Below are 17,695 nucleotides of genomic sequence, written 5' to 3' on the forward strand. Positions count from 1 at the left end.
TATTTTGCCTATTTGTCCGAGTTATCGTGCTAATGTATGGAATCTTATACATTTTGGTTTAAGGAATATTATGGAGAATTATCACTCTGCCTCGTGGAATCCTTGGCACGGCTGCTTTAAGATAAGTGAGGGTTGCAAAAACTGCTTTATTTATAGCATTGATTCTATCCATAAACGAGATACAAAACACATTTGCCTCAATAAAAACTTTGAATATCCTCTCAAAAAGCGCAGAAATGGCGAATATCACATACCTGATAATACATTAGTATATACTTGTTTAAGTAGCGATTTTTTGCTTCCACAAGCTGATGAATGGCGAAATAGAGCGTGGGAGATTATGCGTATTCGCAGAAATGTGCATTTTGTATTTTTCACTAAACGCATTGAGCGATTACAATCTGTGTTGCCGAGGGACTGGGGCAATGGATATGAAAATGTGATCATAGGTGTGAGTGCAGAAAACCAAAAACACGCCAAGCAGAGAATCCCTCTTTTATGCGCTTTGCCCATCAAACATCGCTGGGTAATTTGTGCGCCACTATTAGAGGAGATTCATATAGAATCTTATCTTGCCAATATAGAACTCATCTCTGCGGGAGGAGAAAGCGGCTATAAGGCAAGAATATGTGATTATAAATGGGTGCTAAGTTTAAGAAAACAAGCCTATGAAGCGGGTATTAAATTTCACTTCCACCAAACAGGTGCGATGTTTTTAAAAGATGGCAAACTCTATAAGATTCCAAAACACCTCCAAAGAATCCAAGCCAAAAAGGCGAATATTGATATAGCACCTCTTCACGCACCACACTGCAAAGAACTTAACGAAAAAAGGGGACTTTTTAGTGTAGAAACTTAAAAAGTTAGACAAAATAGGGGGTAATTAGAGTATTGTATAGGGAGAATTATGCAATATGAGTTAAGGCTTTTATTTACGCGTGTAGTTTAATACTGCGGATTCTATCCCTATCTCAAGGGATAGAATTGCTAAGAATGTGAGATAGGGCTTGTTTGTTACATCATTCCACCCATACCGCCCATTCCACCCATATCAGGCATTGCTGGAGCTGGTTTATCTTCTTTGATTTCATTGATTGTTGCTTCAGTTGTTAAAAGCATACTTGAAACTGATACCGCATTTTGCAACGCAATACGAGTAACCTTAAGTGGGTCAATAATACCTGCTTTAAACATATCCACATATTCACCACTCGCAGCATTGAATCCTGTATCTTTTGTGCCTTTTTCGACTTCATTTACCACCACACCCGCATCATATCCAGCATTTGTAGCAATTTGTGCCAAAGGAGCTCTAATGGCGCGCTTGATAATGTCATAGCCAATGGCTTCATCGCCACTAAGGTTTAATTTTACTTTTTGCGAAGCACGAATAAGCGCAGAACCACCACCGATTACGATGCCTTCATCAACTGCTGCCTTTGTAGCAGAAAGCGCATCATCTACGCGGTCTTTCTTTTCTTTCATCTCTACTTCAGTTGCAGCACCTACTTTGATAACTGCTACTCCACCGCTAAGCTTAGCTAGTCTCTCTTGCAATTTTTCTCTGTCATAATCGCTTGTAGTGTTTTCAATCTCTGTTTTGATTTGGGCGATTCTGTTTTTTACCTCTGTAGCCTTGCCCTTGCCATCTACGATTGTTGTATTATCCTTATCAATCACTACACGAGCAGCACTTCCCAAATCCGCCAAAGTAGCCGCCTCTAAAGTTTTGCCAAGCTCCTCACTAATCACTTGTCCGCCTGTGAGGATAGCGATGTCTTGAAGCATTGCTTTTCTTCTATCGCCAAAGCCCGGAGCTTTCACAGCAGATACATTCAATACACCTCGCAATTTATTTACAACCAAAGTTGTCAAAGCTTCACCCTCAATGTCTTCAGCAATAATTAAAAGCGGTTTGCCACTTTGCATAGTCGCTTCAAGTAGGGGCAGAATTTCTTTCATATTTGAAATTTTCTTATCAGTCAAAAGCACATAAGGATTCTCAAGCTGCGCGACCATTTTGTCAGTGTTTGTTACAAAATATGCAGAGAGGTAGCCTCTATCAAATTGCATACCCTCAACCACACTTAGCTCATCATTGATACCCTTTGCTTCTTCCACAGTGATAACGCCGTCTTTGCCTACTTTATCCATAGCTTCAGCAATCAATTCGCCTACTTTTACATCAGAGTTTGCCGAAATAGTCGCTACTTGTGCAATTTCACCCTTACCACCAACTTTCTTACTTGCTTTTTTAAGCTCCGCGATAATCGCTTCACTTGCTTTATCCATACCGCGCTTAACCTCAATGGGATTTGCTCCAGCTGTAATATTGCGTAAGCCCTCTTTGAAAATGCTATGTGCCAAAACGGTGGCTGTCGTTGTGCCATCACCTGCAGCATCAGCGGTTTTGCTTGCGACTTCTTTTACAAGCTGTGCGCCCATATTTGCGATAGGGTCGGCTAACTCAATCTCTTTTGCCACAGATACGCCATCTTTTGTGATAGTCGGTGCACCATAGCTTTTTTGAATAAGAACATTGCGCCCCTTTGGTCCCATTGTTACCTTTACCGCGTCATTTAGTTGCTTGATACCCTCATACAATTTGTTTCGTGCATTATCCGAAAATTGAATCTCTTTGCTTGCCATTTCTCACTCCTTTAATATAATTTATTTCTCAAGAACGCCCAAAATATCATCTAGCTCTAAAACTATGTATTCTTTAGAATCTAGCTTGATTTCTGCACCCTTATATTTGCCAAATACGACTTTGTCATTTTCTTTCAGCACCTTATCTTCTTTGATTTTCGCGCTTACTGCTTTTATAACACCCACGAGAGGCTTTTCTTTTGCATTATCGGGGATAATAATACCTGAACTTGTTTTAGTATCTTCCTCAACGCGCTCTACAAGAACTCTCTCGCCTAGAGGTCTAAATTTCATAGGGTCTCCTTTGTGAAAATATGATGAATCAATCAAAAATTAGCACTTAATTTTTGAAGTGCGAGAATTCTATATATTTTTGTTAAACAAGTCAATACTTTATAGTTAATTTATAAATAAACTTTAGTCTAATAAACTAAATTTATATAGGCTAGATTCTATAAACTTTTAAAATCTATCGTAACATATAGAGAAACTAAGCTTTACTTATGTAGAATTCGCCCTCTATAATTAGTTTTACGAACTTATACCAAAACCTATGCGACAAGATTGTGGCGGCTATAAAATCGCAGATTTTATAGCCATAATTTACGCAAATGGTGCAGAATCTGGAATCTTAAAGTCAAAAAAAGGCTCACTACTGATGATTAGCAAACACTCCATAGAGCAGCTCAAGCAACACATTAATATCATTGAGATTATCGGTGCGTATGTGGAGCTTAAAAAAGTGGGGAACAACTATATTGCGTGTTGTCCCTTTCATAACGAAAAAACGCCAAGCTTTGTTGTGAGTGAGGCGAAAGGATATTATCATTGCTATGGTTGTGGCGTGGGTGGCGATGCGATTAGCTTCCTTATGGAGTATGAAAAACTAAGTTTTATAGAGAGTGTGGAGAAAATCGCCGCAATAAGTAGCTTCACGCTCGAGTGGGAAAAGAGCTATGAAAAAAAGCCTGATTCTATCGTGCTTGATGAGATGATGCGCTTTTATCAAAAGAATCTTCTCTCTCACAAACCCTCACTTGATTATCTCGCTTCGCGCCAAGTGGCAAATGCAAGTGTCGAAAAATTCCGCTTAGGCTATTGCGGACCAAGCTTTGAAAGTCTAAATTTTATTCGTCAAAATGCACTCAACAAAGAAGAATGCCTCGAATTAGGTGTGATTGGGCGGGACAATGGACGAGAATATGCGCGATTTAGCGATAGAATTATCTTTCCCATTCACTCCCCGAGTGGTAAGGTTGTGGGTTTTGGCGGACGCACAATGAACAATGCAAATGCAAAGTACATCAACTCCCCCCAAAGCAAGGTTTTCAATAAATCGCAACTTCTTTATGGCTACTACATCGCAAAAGACAAAATCTATAAACAAAAAAAAATCATTGTATGTGAGGGCTATCTTGATGTGATTATGCTTCATCAAGCCGGGTTTGATTACGCTGTGGCAACACTTGGCACAGCCCTAACTAAAGAGCATTTGCCGCTTTTGCGTAAAGGAGAACCAAAAGTCATTTTAAGCTACGATGGAGACAAAGCCGGGATAAATGCCGCCTTTAAAGCCGCGCAAATGCTTGCTAAAGAAAGTTATGAGGGTGGCGTAGTGATTTTTAGAGACGGAGCAGACCCAGCTGATATGGTTGCCAATAAACAAATTAATGAATTGAGTGAGATTTTTGCTGCCCCTATGCCCTTTATTGAGTTTATCCTCACCCATATTGCCCAAAGTTACGCACTTGAAAATCCCCTGCAAAAAGAAAAAGCACTCACTGAATCTACACAATTTTTACATACACTAAGCCCACTTTTGCAGGAAGAGTATAAGCCCCTTTTAGCTCGTTTGCTCTCCGTGCCTATACGCCTCATACACACTCATCGCACACAAACCCCTGCTGTATCATCACACCTCATCACAAATAGCCAAGATTTTGCCGAACTCACATTGCTTAAATCTTTCATCGAAAAACCCGAACTGATTGACTTTGCGATTGAATATATCGATTCGTCAATTTTTGGCACACACAAAGAAGCCTTTATGCTGATCCTCAACAAACAATACGAACAGCCCCAGATTCTAGGCATAAGCCTCAATGAGAGCATAAGAGCACTTCCGGATTTGGAGAGCCTTAAAGAACATTTGCGATTATTTATCGCTCAAGCCTACACGCGCCTTTTAGCGCAGATTCCACAAACTAAGAATCTAAGTTTAATGCGCAAAAATGATATGATTAGAGACATAAAACACAAAATCCTACGATTAAAACAAGGAGAACTACTCGCATATGTTAGCATTAGCACTTTTTAGCGGAGGCTGTGATAGCCTTATTTCTATGAAACTCCTCAAAGACCAAGGCATTGATGTAATTGCCTTGCACTTTGATATAGGCTTTGGCGGGAACAAGGACAAACTTGAATATTTCCACAATGCCACCGCTCAAATCCCCGTAGAGCTTAGAATCTTAGACATCAAACGACAATTTTTCAACGATGTGCTTTTCAAGCCAAAATATGGTTATGGTAAATATTTTAATCCCTGCATTGATTGCCACGCTAATATGTTTGGCAATGCGTTTGATTATCTGCTGAAAGTGGGTGCGGATTTTGTCATAAGCGGCGAGGTGCTAGGACAGCGTCCAAAAAGTCAGCGCAAACAAGCCCTTGATCAGGTGCGGAGTCTTGTGCGTAAAATCGGGGCGGATTCTAAATTTGATAGTATTTTAAGCCGTGATGGCAGCGATACAAGCAAACCGCAATATCTTGATGAACTGCTTTTGCGCCCAATGAGTGCAAAGCTTTTAGAGCCAAGCTTCCCTGAAAAGATGGGCTGGGTTAATCGTGAGGAGCTGCTTGATGTGAGCGGAAGAGGGCGCACACGACAACTTGAAATGATTAAAGAGTATGGATTCAAATATTTTGAAAAGCCCGGCGGTGGGTGTTTATTAACTCAAGATTCTGTGGCATTAAAGATTAAGGATTTAACCTCGCATCGTCAAATGCACTTTGAAGATATAGAAATGGTAAAAGTGGGACGCTACCTTGTGCTAGAAAATGGTGCGAGATGTGTGATTGCACGCAATGAGGAGGAGAATACCAAACTCGCGCAAAGCAATCCGCAAATGGAGCAAATCATATTGCTAGATTGTGTGGGACCGCTTGGACTTGTGGAAAAGGACGCAGGAGAGGAGGATAAGATTCTCGCTGGGCGCATTGCACTAAGCTATGGCAAAACTGAATCTGGCAGGGCATATCAGGTGCAGATTGGAGAGAAAATTCATCATCTTATGTCGCTTGAGCGAGAGAAAGCACAGAACTATTTGCTTTTGATGTAAAAATTTTAAACTTTAATCTGCTAGAATACTGCACTTTTTAGAGGTTTATGAATGAAGGAGTTATTATGAAATGCGCGGTTGCCTTTCTCATAAGATTTTTAACTCTATGTAATACAAGCTGTATGCTTAAAGGAAGTCTCGCTCATATGGCTTCTAGCTCCATAGGTTGCACACCTTCAGAAATCACTATCAAAAAGAATAGATATGGATTTGTAAATGATAGTTATGTAGCTCAATGCAGAGGGGGAGGACTTATTACTGCACGACAAGCAAATGTTTGTGGAGGCAATACTGCAAATACAAAATGTGCGCAATCAATGCCATAATATGATGTTAAGGAGCGAAAATGGGCTTTGAGATTATGGGTATGCGTGTATGGGACTTAAGTCAGCCATTTGGCTATTTTGAGGCATTTAGTGGCATAGCTATTGTGTGCCTGTGTGCGGGGCTATGTTTATGCCTCCTACGATATTTTCCACCAAAAGCATAACATCTCAAGATGAGATTTAGCCCTAACAAACCTTGATATAAGTGCTTTTATAACAAATCTTTTCAAACTTATTATAGCTGCTATCGCGCGAGTGGTAGGGTGTTTTTTGTTTCGCTCGGGGGGGGGGGTGATTTTAGAGGATTCTCATTGAGAGGATTCTAAAATGCGCACTACTTTAACTTATAGTGAGTTTTTGTTCGGGCTTTTGCGGTGGAGTTTTTAGAATCTTTATGCACAAAGTCCAATCGCAGCCTAGCGCATAAAAAAATTTTGCATAAATGGAGCGTCTTTGAGGCTTAAATTGCTATTAACAATCCACGCATTCGCTTCAAATTCACAATCTCAATCTCACCCTCCATTATGCCATTGCCAAGTATATGCGCACTTGCGCGATAGACCGAGGCATTTCTTTCTCTGCTTCATTTACTGCCTTCTCTTCATTAATGGAATCTTGATTGAGATGTGTTTGATGGTTTGATTGAGCGTGGCTTGAGTGAGGCTCTTGTGTAGATTCTGCTTCGGTAGATGTGCTTTTTAGGGGTGTAATGTTTAGAATCTCCACCCTTTGAAGCCTCCTGCCATTTGAGCTCTCGTGCTTTCTGCACTCACAAAGAGATTTGCCGTTCGACTTTCTCCCAAAGTGTGCAAAAAATAACCAATACTTGAATAGCGCAAAAACTTTTGCACATCGCCACCAAAAAGCCCCTGCATATAGCCCTCAATCGCCGCTTTTTGTGCCTTTGCTTCTTTTTCTTGTGGAGAGCCTTCACACCCACTGAATATAAAGACAAGACAAAGCGGCAGGGCTAAAATGAGCGCATATAGCTTCTTTACATTACTCACAACTTACACCTTTTTCAAAAAGCAGGTTTTAAGCACCACCACGCCGCATTTATCCACCTTTGCCTCAACCTCATCATCTTTATGAGTGAGACGGATATTTTTGATAGTCGTGCCACGTTTTATGGTGCTACTTGCACCCTTAATTTTTAAATCCTTAATCACGCTCACGCTATCACCTGCATTGAGTTCCGATCCATTGGAATCTTTTGGCATTTGTTGTTCCTTTGTATAAAATAAAGCGACATTATAGAATCTTTGTTGGCGTTTATCAAGCAGGAGTGCGAAGCATAAAGTCTTGAATAAGCCTAAATGCAGCATAAGCTTAGGCTTGGCATAATCCTTGCTTAAGCTTGTATATTGAAGAAATATCTTAAGAGCATAGAAGGAGGAAAAATGGCACTAAGCCCTATTGGAAATGTTACTTATATCAACCAAAATTCCCAGCTTGGCTCGATTCAGCACGCAAATAATATGCAAAAGGTGGATTTTGCGCTCAATGCAAATATGCAAGAATTTGTAGATAAATTAAAGGCTGTGCAAGAAGTCTCTCCAGCACCGCAAGTGGAGGCTGTCGACCCCGAAAAAGATGAGAGCAAGAAACGTGAGTTTGAAGAAAAGCAAAAGGAAAAAGAGCAAGATTCTCAAAACACTGCGGAATCCTTTGTAGAGGACGAAACCCCCATTTATAGCGCAGATAATACCCATTTGCTTGATATTAAGGCTTAGAAAAATACAAAGGATAAAAAATGAAACACATATTCCTACACTCACTTTAATATGATAAAACAATGTGAAGCCAAGCGATGATTGATAATGCGGTGATTCTTTGGGCTTCTTTAATTTTTGTGCCTTTATTAATTTTTATGTTTAAACCTCAATGGAGATTCTTTGCTATTTGCTTATCGTGTGCTAATTTGTGTTTTTGTGCTATCAGTGATATAACTCTCATTTTTAATGATAATTTATGGGGATTGCTACAAACAGAACTAAATGTATCCAAAAGTATGTTTTTGCATATGAGAGCATTTTAACTTGTCTTTATTTAGCTTTATTGTTTGTAGCATATAAATATATCAAAATTCGTGTAATAATTTTTATATACTTCATCTTGTGCAATATATTATTACCTTTTAATCTTAAAGTAAAATTTTAAAATATATTGCTGCATTACTTTGTGCTATTTTAGTGACCTTTTTAGAATCTCCCTCTACACTTAAACTCTATGAGGGCTATATCCGTACAAGTGAATTAGAGTATCTTGCACCTTTTGGCGAGAATTATATTAAAAGATGAGGAGTGCTATGGTATTCTTGCCTATACTTTCTATATACACCCTAACATAAAGTATTCCTTATGTCTCATCTCTCCTTTACTATCACTAAAGCTCATATCAAAGAGAGTTTAGAATCTAAAACTAGCTATAAGCGTAACGATTCTAACTTATCTCTTTAGCTCATAAGAACTTTACTATTTAAGGGGTGGCTAACCCCTTGCGATTTGCTCTATTATCGCATTAAAGCTTTTGCTTGGGCGCATAATCGCATTTGCTTTATTATCATCAAATTTATAATACCCGCCTAAATCCACTTTCGCACCTTGCGCGCCATTAAATTCAGCACGGATAGAATCTTGCTTAGATTCTAGCTCATCTGCGATTGGTTTAAAAAATGCAGCAACGCTAGAATCTGCGCCTTGATTTGCTAAAGCTCTTGTAAAATACATCGCTAAATAGAAATGGCTTGTGCGGTTGTCATCTTCGCCGACTTTGCGCGAAGGAGCTTTATTGTTATTAAGCCACTCGCCAATCGCGCTATCAAGCGCGTCCGCTAGAACTTTTGCCTTGGCACTATTTTGCTTTTGTGAGTAGAACTCTAAACTTGCTTGAAGTGCTAAAAACTCGCCCAAGCTATCCCAGCGCAAGTGGTTTTCATCTACGAGTTGTTCTACTTGCTTTGGCGCACTTCCGCCCGCACCTGTTTCAAACATCGCACCACCATTAAGCATAGGCACGACAGAAAGCATTTTCGCACTTGTACCAAGCTCCAAAATAGGGAACAAGTCAGTAAGATAATCTCGCAATACATTGCCTGTAATAGAAATCGCATTTTTACCCGCTCTTATAAGGCGCAAAGATTCTAAACACGCCTCTTTTGGTGCTAGAATCTCTATGTTTTTGCCCTTTTCTTTTAGTCTCTTTTGCACCAAATCAATCATAATTTTATTGCTTGCTCTTTTTTCATCTAGCCAGAAAATCGCCTTATCACCCGTAATATCAGCGCGTTCAATGCCTAAATCAATCCAATTTTGCACCGCATCAAATTTTGCTTGATTTGCACGATAGATGTTATTTTTACGCACCTTGTGAGAGAGAAGCACTTTTCCTGCAGCATCTACAATTACAAATTCGCCATCATTTGGAGCTATGAAAGTTTTATCGTGTGAGCCATATTCTTGCGCCTTTTTTGCCATAAGCCCGACATTGCTTACACTCCCTAGCTTTGTAGGCTCAAGTGTGCCATTTTTGCGCAAATCCTCAATTACAGCCTCATAAATTGTCGCATAAGTCTTATCCGGAATCACAGCATTCGCATCGCATTCATCTCCATTTTTATCCCACAATCTTGCGCCATTTTTGAGCATTGCAGGCATAGAAGCATCAACGATAACATCGCTAGGAATATGCAAATTCGTAATGCCCTTGTCGGAATTTACCATAGAAATTTTTGCGCTTTTTTCTAAAATCTCATTATATTTAGCTAAAATCTCCGCCTTTTTCGGGCTAGATTCTATCTTGCTTAGAAGCTCACTCACGCCATTGTTTGCATTCACGCCAAGCTTTGTAAGCTCATCGCCAAAAGATTCAAAAATTTCTTTAAAATAAGCCTTAACCGCATAGCCAAAAAGCACAGGGTCGCTTACTTTCATCATCGTAGCTTTTAAATGCAGTGAGAAAAGGATATTGTCCCTTTTGCAATTTGCTATCTGCTCTTCATAAAATGCGCTAAGCTTTGCCACATCCATAAATGTCGCGTCCAAAATCTCATTTTGTTCAAGCTTCAAGCCCTCTTTTAGCACCTTCTCCCCGCTAGAATCTTTAAAGATAATCTTAGCAGTTGTGGGAGATTCAATAAGAACCGCTTTTTCATTATCAAAAAAATCGCCATCACGCATATAGCTCACAAGACTTTTGCAGTCCTTGCTAAAAGGCACGACACGATAGGGATTTTTCTGCGCATAGGATTTCACCGCGTTTGTGCTGCGGCGGTCGGAATTGCCTTGTCTAAGCACAGGATTCACAGCCGAGCCGAGCACTTTTTGATATTTTTCTTTAATGGCTTTTTGCTCGTCATTTTGTGGCTCATCAGGGAAGTTTGGCACATCATAGCCTTTGCCTTGCAATTCTTTAATTGCCGCTTTGAGTTGGGGAATTGAGGCAGAAATATTAGGTGTTTTGATGAGATTTGCGCTTGGCTCTTTTACAAGCTCACCTAAAAGCGTGAGGGCATCTTCCACTTGCTGGTCTTTTTTAAGTCGCTCAGGGAATTGTGCCAAGATTCTAGCAGAGAGCGAAATATCTGAAGTTGCTACCTCAATATTTGCGTGTGCTAAAAACGCTTTGACAATAGGCAAAAAAGAGTAGGTTGCAAGAGCTGGAGACTCATCTGTAAGGGTGTAAGTAATTTTCATAAGCTATCCTTTAATGTAAAATGGTAATGCTTAAAGTATAGCAAATTTGATTTTCTTTAAGGCAATAGATAAAAATTCTTTAAACTTTTATCGTCCAACTTGGCAGATAGGTAGCAAAACATTTCTATTTCGTGGCTACTTGCTATATTCACGCTATTTAGATAGAATCAGCCTAGATTAAACTAGGACAAACTATGCGCTATATTCTCATCATATACAGCTTAATAAGTCTATGTGGCTGCTCTAGCTTTATGGAATTTTTAGCAAGCGAAGATTCAAAAAGAGCGTGGCATGGCTTTGCAAGACAAGAAGACTTTAAGCGGCAGTTTGAAAGCAATGCCAACACAGGCACATCAAAAGGAGACTTTGCACCAACTTTGTATGGACCATAGAAAACAAAAATCTCTTTACCCCCCAACCCCTATGTAGAAAAAATAGAAGAATCTTTGCAAAACACTACTTTGTCTATCTATGAATTTACTAGTCTCCCATCATATTGAGGCAAAGCCAAATCTATAAATCCCTCACCACTTCCGCGCATCGCTCACATAATGCACTCTCTTTAGAATCTGCTTGATTTTCTACAACAAATTGCCAACATCTCTCGCACTTACCCTTCTGCGCCCTATACAGCACAAATTCATTACCTGCAAGTTCAAATCGCGCCAATTCCTCGCCATTTTGCACTGCCTTTTGTGTCCCAGAGACGATAAGCCACCTATCAAGTAGCTCTATATCCTGTGGCACTTGCAAAAGCACCTCGAGCGAGGATTTTAGAATCTTCTGCTTTTTCAGGCTATCAAGCGTCTCGCCAAATTTCTCCCTCACGCGCAACAAATAGGCGAAATCTATGTTTGTGGCGAGATTATAGCTCTCCTTGCAGGTGCTCCTCTCTAACATAAAAATATCCTTGCAACCTGCTTTAATCGCATTACTTGCGTGATTAAATGCCTCATCTGCGGTATATGTAAGCACAGGAGCTATAAAATGTAAAAGCCTCCTTAAAATCATAACCATTGCACTTTGAATCGAGCGGCGGCGGAGAGAATTGGCACTATCACAATATAAAATATCTTTACATAAATCTAAATACACACCACTTAACTCATTTGTGAGAAAGTTCATCACTCCTTGAAAAGCTTTGGCAAACTCATATTCATCAAAATACGAATATGCCTCATCAAATACCCTATCGCATTCACCAAGAATCCACCTATCAATCTCACCTAACTCATCACGCATAACCAAATCTTGTGGATTATTCGCAGCATTTGCAAGCAAAAATCGTATCGTATTGCGGATTTTACGATATTGCTCACCCACTTGTTTGAGAATCTCATCGCTAATATTTTGGTCGCTCTGATAATGACTAAGTGCCACCCATAAGCGCAAAATCTCGCTGCCTTGAGTCTTAATAATCTCACTCGGGGCTATCACATTTCCCTTAGATTTACTCATTTTCTCACCATTTCTATCAAAGGTAAAGCCGTGTGTTAGTATCTCCTTAAATGGTGCTTTTTTGGCTATCGCGCAAGAAAGCAAAAGCGAGCTTTGAAACCACCCTCTATGCTGGTCGCTTCCCTCAAGATACATATCTGCAGGGTGAGAGCCTGCATCATAATCATTTCCTTTCAGCCTATACGGATTCTCAAGCACAGCACTCCAAGTGCTTCCGCTATCAAACCACACATCAAGTATATGTTTGCTCTTTGTGAGATTATCTGCCAAATGCTTATGGCTTGGTGGCAAAAGGTCTTTTATCTCATAGCTCCACCACGCATCACAACCCTCTTTTTCAAAAATACAAGCAATATGTTCAAGCACTGCCTCATCAAGCAACGCAATACCACTCTCTTTATCAAGCAAAAATGCGATAGGCACACCCCAATCTCTCTGCCGAGATATACACCAATCAGGGCGATTTTCAATCATCGAGCAGATTCTATTTTTACCATTTGCAGGATAGAATCTCACACCTTCAAGTGCATTAAGGGCAACTTCACGCAAAGTTTTCCCCTCATAAAAAGGCTTATCAAGCAAAATAAACCACTGCGTAGTCGCACGATAAATCACAGGCTTATGAGAACGCCAACAATGCGGATAGCTATGCGTAATTACATCTTTTTTCAAAAGTGCTTCTCCTAGAATCTCAAAAATACTCTTATGTGTATCAAAAATATTCTTGCCCACAAACTCATTCACATATTCTTTAGGCACAAGATTCATAGATTCTATAAGAGGGCTAAAATTCCCTCTATCATCAACGGGCATAATCACAGGCAGATTATATTTTAACCCCACATAGTAATCATCTTCGCCGTGTCCGGGCGCAGTATGCACAATCCCCGTGCCATCGCTCACACCCACGTGCTCACCCAAAATGATAAGCGATTTTCTCCCATTAAGCGGATTTATCGCTCCTAAACCCTCTAGCCCCTTAGCACTCAAGGTGCGCAATACATCTCTACCTATGCCGAGATTTTCTACAAGTTTTTGATGTAAGGTTTGTGCCACAATGAAATAATCATTTGTAAGCACATAGGATTCGGTAGGATTTAAAGCCAAAGCAACATTTGCTGGAAGCGTCCAAGGTGTGGTTGTCCAAATGATAGGCTTTGCCTCTTTTGCACCAAGCTTTTGAAGCGCATTTGTATCTAAACTAAAAGCGACAAATACAGAATCTGATTGCTTGTCTTGGTATTCTACTTCGGCTTCAGCGAGGGCAGATTCACAAGCCCAGCTCCAATAAATAGGCTTAAATCTCTCCGCCAAAAGTCCTTCTTTAACAAGTGCGATAAGAGTGCGATAAATTTGTGCTTCAAATGCAAAATCCATTGTTTGGTAAGGATTCTCAAAATCCCCTATAACCCCTAATGCCTGAAATTCACTTGATTGAATTTGTATAAATTTTTGAGCGTGATTGCGGCAGAGTTCTCGTAATTTTGTTTTCTCTAAACTATCTTTTTTTGCTTTGCCAATTTTTTGTTCTACTTGTTGTTCAATAGGTAGTCCGTGGCAATCCCAGCCGGGCGTGTAGCGGATATTTTCACCCTTAAAATAATGATATTTCACAATAATATCTTTGAGAATCTTATTGAGTGCGTGTCCTATATGTAAATGCCCATTTGCATACGGGGGTCCATCGTGGAGATAAAAACTTTTAGCATTTGTGTTGTGAGTATTTCTTAGGCGAGAATAAAGCCCCTCATCACGCCATTTTGCATAAGTTTGTGGCTCATTAACTGGGAGATTGCCTCTCATTGGAAAAGAAGTATCAGGTAAAATCAAAGTGTCTTTATAGTCCATAGCTTAAGCTCCGTGTATAGATTGCGCAAACAAAAACGCGATTGTAGCAGAAAAATGCTTTTAAATACGCCTTAGTTTCTCTAAGTTGCACCTTTTATTATCGTATTAAACCTAAACAAAAAACACTTTCCCATTTTTTGTTTTTTATTAAAGAGGACAAAAATATGCAAGTGCAACAACGAGCTACTTTAAAAACTTATAAATCCCTCAAGCGATAATACGAGGCTAAATCTCCCATTTAATCAAGGATTCAAAGCCATTATCTCTTTAAAAGCATTTACACCCTCATATTCCTTTATCTCATCACCCACAGCCCTACCAAATGCGCTAGTGCACCTTAAGGATTCTATCTCGTCTGTCCTTTTCTCTGCAAATAACCCCGCTAAAGCACAAGCCTTGCATATATACTCCTCTTTAGAAAACGCCATAAAAGACAGATAAGATTCTGCTAATATAGTGTATGCCTCATCGTATTGCTCCTGCATTTTCGCTGTGCCATCGCGATTAGGGATATTTATCCACCGCGCTAGGTTCTGCTCTAAACGTTGTAAGCGCTCCTCTTTACTCTCCTTACTCATCACAAGACTTAAACCACCCTTTGCGGCATATTCTATGCGACTTTCGCCTTGCTCGAGCGGAAAGCTATCAAGCCATATATCAATGATATGTCCATAAATGCCACTATCTACATATCCCGCAAAATGCACCCGCCTTAAAATCTCCTCGCCATCACCAGAGATAGCACACACTTTTTCTATACACTCACTAATGAGTGCGCTATTGCCCCCCCCACACGCGAGATAGATAGTCTGCGGAAAGGAGCGCATAACTTCGACCACACACTCCCAATATTCCTGCGAGTGAAGCTTCATCAACCGCCCAATCGTGCCAAGCACAATGACATTTTTTGGGAATCCTGTGCGTATAGAGTGAATTTTCTCTTGAGATTTGGCATCTAGCGGGGGATTATAGAATCTTTCCTGCATTTTCACAGGCACACCATAAAAATCAAAGCCCTCGTGCGTAATGTGGCGATTACCTTGACAAATATGTGTCATTCGCGCATCAACACAAGATAAATCATATACAAAATTGCCGTGAGAATAGTAAATTTGCAGTGGCGCACTGCGCGTGGCGAGAAGAAAATCGCTTATGCCATAGCCATTATTTGGGCTGATGAGTATAGAAACATTATCGCGGTGGAGCGCGTCTTTAAGTGCAAGGGCTTTTTGCAAATGGGAATTATAGAATCCTTTCGCATTAAAAGGTGAGACGACATCTACCACCTCTATGCCAAGCCCTTCATACGCAGCAATTACTTGTTTGTCATCATCACTCTTTTCAAGCAACTTCATCGTGTAGATTTTGACTTCATATTGTGCTTTGAATGCCTCATCATTGTAGAGATTATGCAAAAGGCTATATTCGACTTTGTAGGGAGAGTTTGGCACAAGCCTATCGCGCAAAAAGGCGATACAAATCTTGCCATTTGCTGTGTGTGTGGCTCTATTGCCAACGCCATAAACACCGCAAGTTTTAGCAAAAGCCTCATATGCTTGAGATGCTACTTTGTCAATTTCCTCACAAAACCTACGCCATTGCGCTTGGTGATGAAAATTATTCCCGCACATATGATAGATGAAAAACTGCATATACATTGCCTCATCTATGCTCTCCACATCACCTTTTTGAAGCAATGTATAAAACAAGTCCTGCCACAGCGGATACAGCTCGAGCCACGCATTATGATTAAAAAAATGTGAAACATTCCAAAAACAATGCAGCTGCCAATTCAAAATACTGCGTCTTGCAAGGGCTGGATAGTTAAAGTAGGCTTGTTTATCCTGCTGAGCTTTGAGCGCACTAAGGAGTGTGGGCATATCTACGCCTAGTTTCTCAAAAGATTCCACTATAAATTGCGTATGTGCGAGACTCACAGGGATATTAATATCCACGAGCATAATGAGCGTAATATACTCGCACACGAGCTGGGTAAAATCACGCATATTCATTAACGCCTTTGCAATAATATAGAGCTCGATGAAAAGCACATTTTCTACATCGCTATTTCTCTGCATAAAAAGGCTTTCTTGTGCGAGTTTTACAAAGACTTCAAAGCGCGAGTCAATCTCTATGGTTTCTGGTGAAAATATATGACTTTGAGCTTCATTTGTAGCTTGATATACTGCTTTGTTTGATGTAGTAGTTTCTAGAGTAGATTGTTTAGTAGATTTTAAGCTAGATTCTGAATCTGTGCGCGAAACAAAAAGCAAAATATAGAGATACTCCACGCCACATATATGCCCCGCACAAAGCAGCTCGTATATTTTATCCCTCATAGTCCTAATGCACTCTCGCACTAGATTCTTGCCTTGCGGGGTGGATTGAAGCAAATTTATATCACTCGCTTTAATATTGTAAAGTTCCTTTATGAGCGCACTTGTATCCGCCTGCGAGACACTTTTTTGTAATGAGTGTATGAAAATATGTAAAAAAGATTCTATAGTGTCGCTTGGCTGATTCATTTGTATGCTTCTTGACTATCTTCCTGTGTCTTGCTCATCATTGTGGGGGGGGGGGGTAACTTCTCTATCGATAATCCATACATAAGAGAGCTCATTTACACTCACATATGGCTTTACTTCCACACTCACATAGCCATAATTTTCGCGCACACTCTCCACGACACCAACAGGTATATTTTCAAAAAAGATACCATCAAGCCCACTTGTAAAAACTCTATCCCCTTTTTGAATCTTACTCCTGTTGGATACATACTCCACAAGCAAATTGTCATTATACGAGCCTGTTACGATGCCCATAGCTCTACTTGCACCAATATAAACATCGTAATTACAATTTGTATTGCCGTTCAAAAAGCCTTCAACTCGCCCATCTTGCACGATTGCCACGCCGAGTGCAGCATTATCTTTTACTATGCCAAAAATTTTATTTTCTAAATTGTCATTTTGATGATATTCAGCAAGATTTGTATCAAGCCATACCCTATCACGTTTCCCCAAAGTCGTGAATGAAATGATACGCGCGTGATGAATATTGCTACTCGCCTGCACAATACCACCCTTATTGATGACATTACGCAATTTTGTAATATCATTTTTCAAGGCTTGATTTTCAAGGAATAATTTATCATAATCGACAAGCTTCGCATTAAGCTCCTCTATCCGCTCTGCTTGATTAAAATGCCTATCGTAAATATCAATTACGCTTTCTTTTGAATCTAACAAAGACACCTTGATATAGTCGCTAATGCCTAGAATCTTTGCTTGAACAGACTTGTCTAGCTCCATTACAACTAATACAGATACAAAAAAAACAATCCCGAAAACAAGGATTTTGTATCTCATATATCACTCAA

General features: G+C 39.9%; 15 protein-coding genes and 1 pseudogene. 7 read left to right on the forward strand and 9 right to left on the reverse strand.

Annotated features, from left to right (window positions below):
* The first annotated feature begins 70 nt into the window (after positions 1–70).
* Positions 71–859: a DUF5131 family protein gene (locus tag BN2458_RS09225; protein WP_052082043.1), complete on the forward strand. Its 789-nt coding sequence runs from the start codon at positions 71–73 to the stop codon at positions 857–859.
* Positions 860–1,014: 155 nt separating this feature from the next.
* On the opposite strand, the gene groL is transcribed toward BN2458_RS09225, so the two are convergent.
* The gene (groL, locus tag BN2458_RS09230) at positions 1,015–2,649 is read right to left on the reverse strand and encodes a chaperonin GroEL (protein WP_034325408.1); all 1,635 of its coding nucleotides are present in this window, start codon (positions 2,647–2,649) and stop codon (positions 1,015–1,017) included.
* 30 nt (positions 2,650–2,679) lie between these two features.
* Positions 2,680–2,943: pseudogene (groES, locus tag BN2458_RS09235) on the reverse strand (co-chaperone GroES); the annotation flags it as partial.
* A gap of 259 nt (positions 2,944–3,202) precedes the next feature.
* On the opposite strand from groES, the gene dnaG reads away from it, so the two are divergent.
* The 4 genes from dnaG to BN2458_RS10130 all read left to right on the forward strand — a co-directional run bounded on the left by dnaG (position 3,203) and on the right by BN2458_RS10130 (position 6,480).
* Entirely contained in the window at positions 3,203–4,966 is a 1,764-nt protein-coding gene (gene dnaG, locus BN2458_RS09240) for a DNA primase (protein WP_231944788.1), read from the forward strand.
* Positions 4,944–5,990, forward strand: a complete 1,047-nt coding sequence (locus BN2458_RS09245; protein WP_138109511.1) for a 7-cyano-7-deazaguanine synthase — start codon at positions 4,944–4,946, stop codon at positions 5,988–5,990. Before dnaG ends, BN2458_RS09245 begins: the two co-directional genes overlap by 23 nt.
* A 65-nt stretch (positions 5,991–6,055) precedes the next feature.
* Entirely contained in the window at positions 6,056–6,316 is a 261-nt protein-coding gene (locus BN2458_RS09250) for a hypothetical protein (RefSeq protein WP_034343510.1), read from the forward strand.
* Between the two features lie 20 nt (positions 6,317–6,336).
* Positions 6,337–6,480, forward strand: coding sequence for a hypothetical protein (locus tag BN2458_RS10130; protein ID WP_162845532.1), 144 nt, complete (start codon positions 6,337–6,339; stop codon positions 6,478–6,480).
* A 358-nt stretch (positions 6,481–6,838) separates the two neighbouring features.
* On the opposite strand, the gene BN2458_RS10030 is transcribed toward BN2458_RS10130, so the two are convergent.
* From BN2458_RS10030 to BN2458_RS09265, 3 genes are read right to left on the reverse strand one after another with little or no spacing between them, the layout of a single operon-like run.
* On the reverse strand, positions 6,839–7,042 hold the full coding sequence (locus BN2458_RS10030; protein WP_052082114.1) for a hypothetical protein: 204 nt from the start codon (positions 7,040–7,042) through the stop codon (positions 6,839–6,841).
* Complete coding sequence (locus tag BN2458_RS10035; RefSeq protein ID WP_052082113.1) at positions 7,030–7,323, reverse strand: hypothetical protein; 294 nt, start codon at positions 7,321–7,323, stop codon at positions 7,030–7,032. The genes BN2458_RS10030 and BN2458_RS10035 overlap by 13 nt, the downstream gene beginning before the upstream one ends.
* 3 nt (positions 7,324–7,326) lie before the next feature.
* Positions 7,327–7,536: an alkylphosphonate utilization protein gene (locus tag BN2458_RS09265; RefSeq protein ID WP_034325447.1), complete on the reverse strand. Its 210-nt coding sequence runs from the start codon at positions 7,534–7,536 to the stop codon at positions 7,327–7,329.
* Between the two features lie 180 nt (positions 7,537–7,716).
* Here BN2458_RS09265 and BN2458_RS09270 point away from each other — a divergent pair, with 180 nt between their 5' ends.
* Positions 7,717–8,049 (forward strand): hypothetical protein, encoded by a 333-nt coding sequence (locus BN2458_RS09270; protein WP_034325413.1) that lies wholly within the window; start codon positions 7,717–7,719, stop codon positions 8,047–8,049.
* Between the two features lie 756 nt (positions 8,050–8,805).
* Here BN2458_RS09270 and BN2458_RS09280 read toward each other — a convergent pair.
* On the reverse strand, positions 8,806–11,010 hold the full coding sequence (locus BN2458_RS09280; protein ID WP_034325415.1) for an NADP-dependent isocitrate dehydrogenase: 2,205 nt from the start codon (positions 11,008–11,010) through the stop codon (positions 8,806–8,808).
* 194 nt (positions 11,011–11,204) lie between these two features.
* On the opposite strand from BN2458_RS09280, the gene BN2458_RS09285 reads away from it, so the two are divergent.
* Complete coding sequence (locus tag BN2458_RS09285; RefSeq protein ID WP_034325416.1) at positions 11,205–11,402, forward strand: hypothetical protein; 198 nt, start codon at positions 11,205–11,207, stop codon at positions 11,400–11,402.
* A 121-nt stretch (positions 11,403–11,523) separates the two neighbouring features.
* On the opposite strand, the gene ileS is transcribed toward BN2458_RS09285, so the two are convergent.
* The 3 genes from ileS to mreC form a co-directional block, all read right to left on the reverse strand.
* Positions 11,524–14,316 (reverse strand): isoleucine--tRNA ligase, encoded by a 2,793-nt coding sequence (gene ileS / locus BN2458_RS09290; RefSeq protein WP_034325417.1) that lies wholly within the window; start codon positions 14,314–14,316, stop codon positions 11,524–11,526.
* Positions 14,317–14,558: 242 nt separating this feature from the next.
* On the reverse strand, positions 14,559–16,841 hold the full coding sequence (locus BN2458_RS09295) for a hypothetical protein (protein WP_058122097.1): 2,283 nt from the start codon (positions 16,839–16,841) through the stop codon (positions 14,559–14,561).
* 15 nt (positions 16,842–16,856) lie between these two features.
* Positions 16,857–17,684, reverse strand: a complete 828-nt coding sequence (gene mreC / locus BN2458_RS09300; protein WP_058122098.1) for a rod shape-determining protein MreC — start codon at positions 17,682–17,684, stop codon at positions 16,857–16,859.
* Positions 17,685–17,695: the final 11 nt, after the last annotated feature.

This window comes from Helicobacter typhlonius, assembly GCF_001460635.1.
Lineage (GTDB): Bacteria > Campylobacterota > Campylobacteria > Campylobacterales > Helicobacteraceae > Helicobacter_C > Helicobacter_C typhlonius.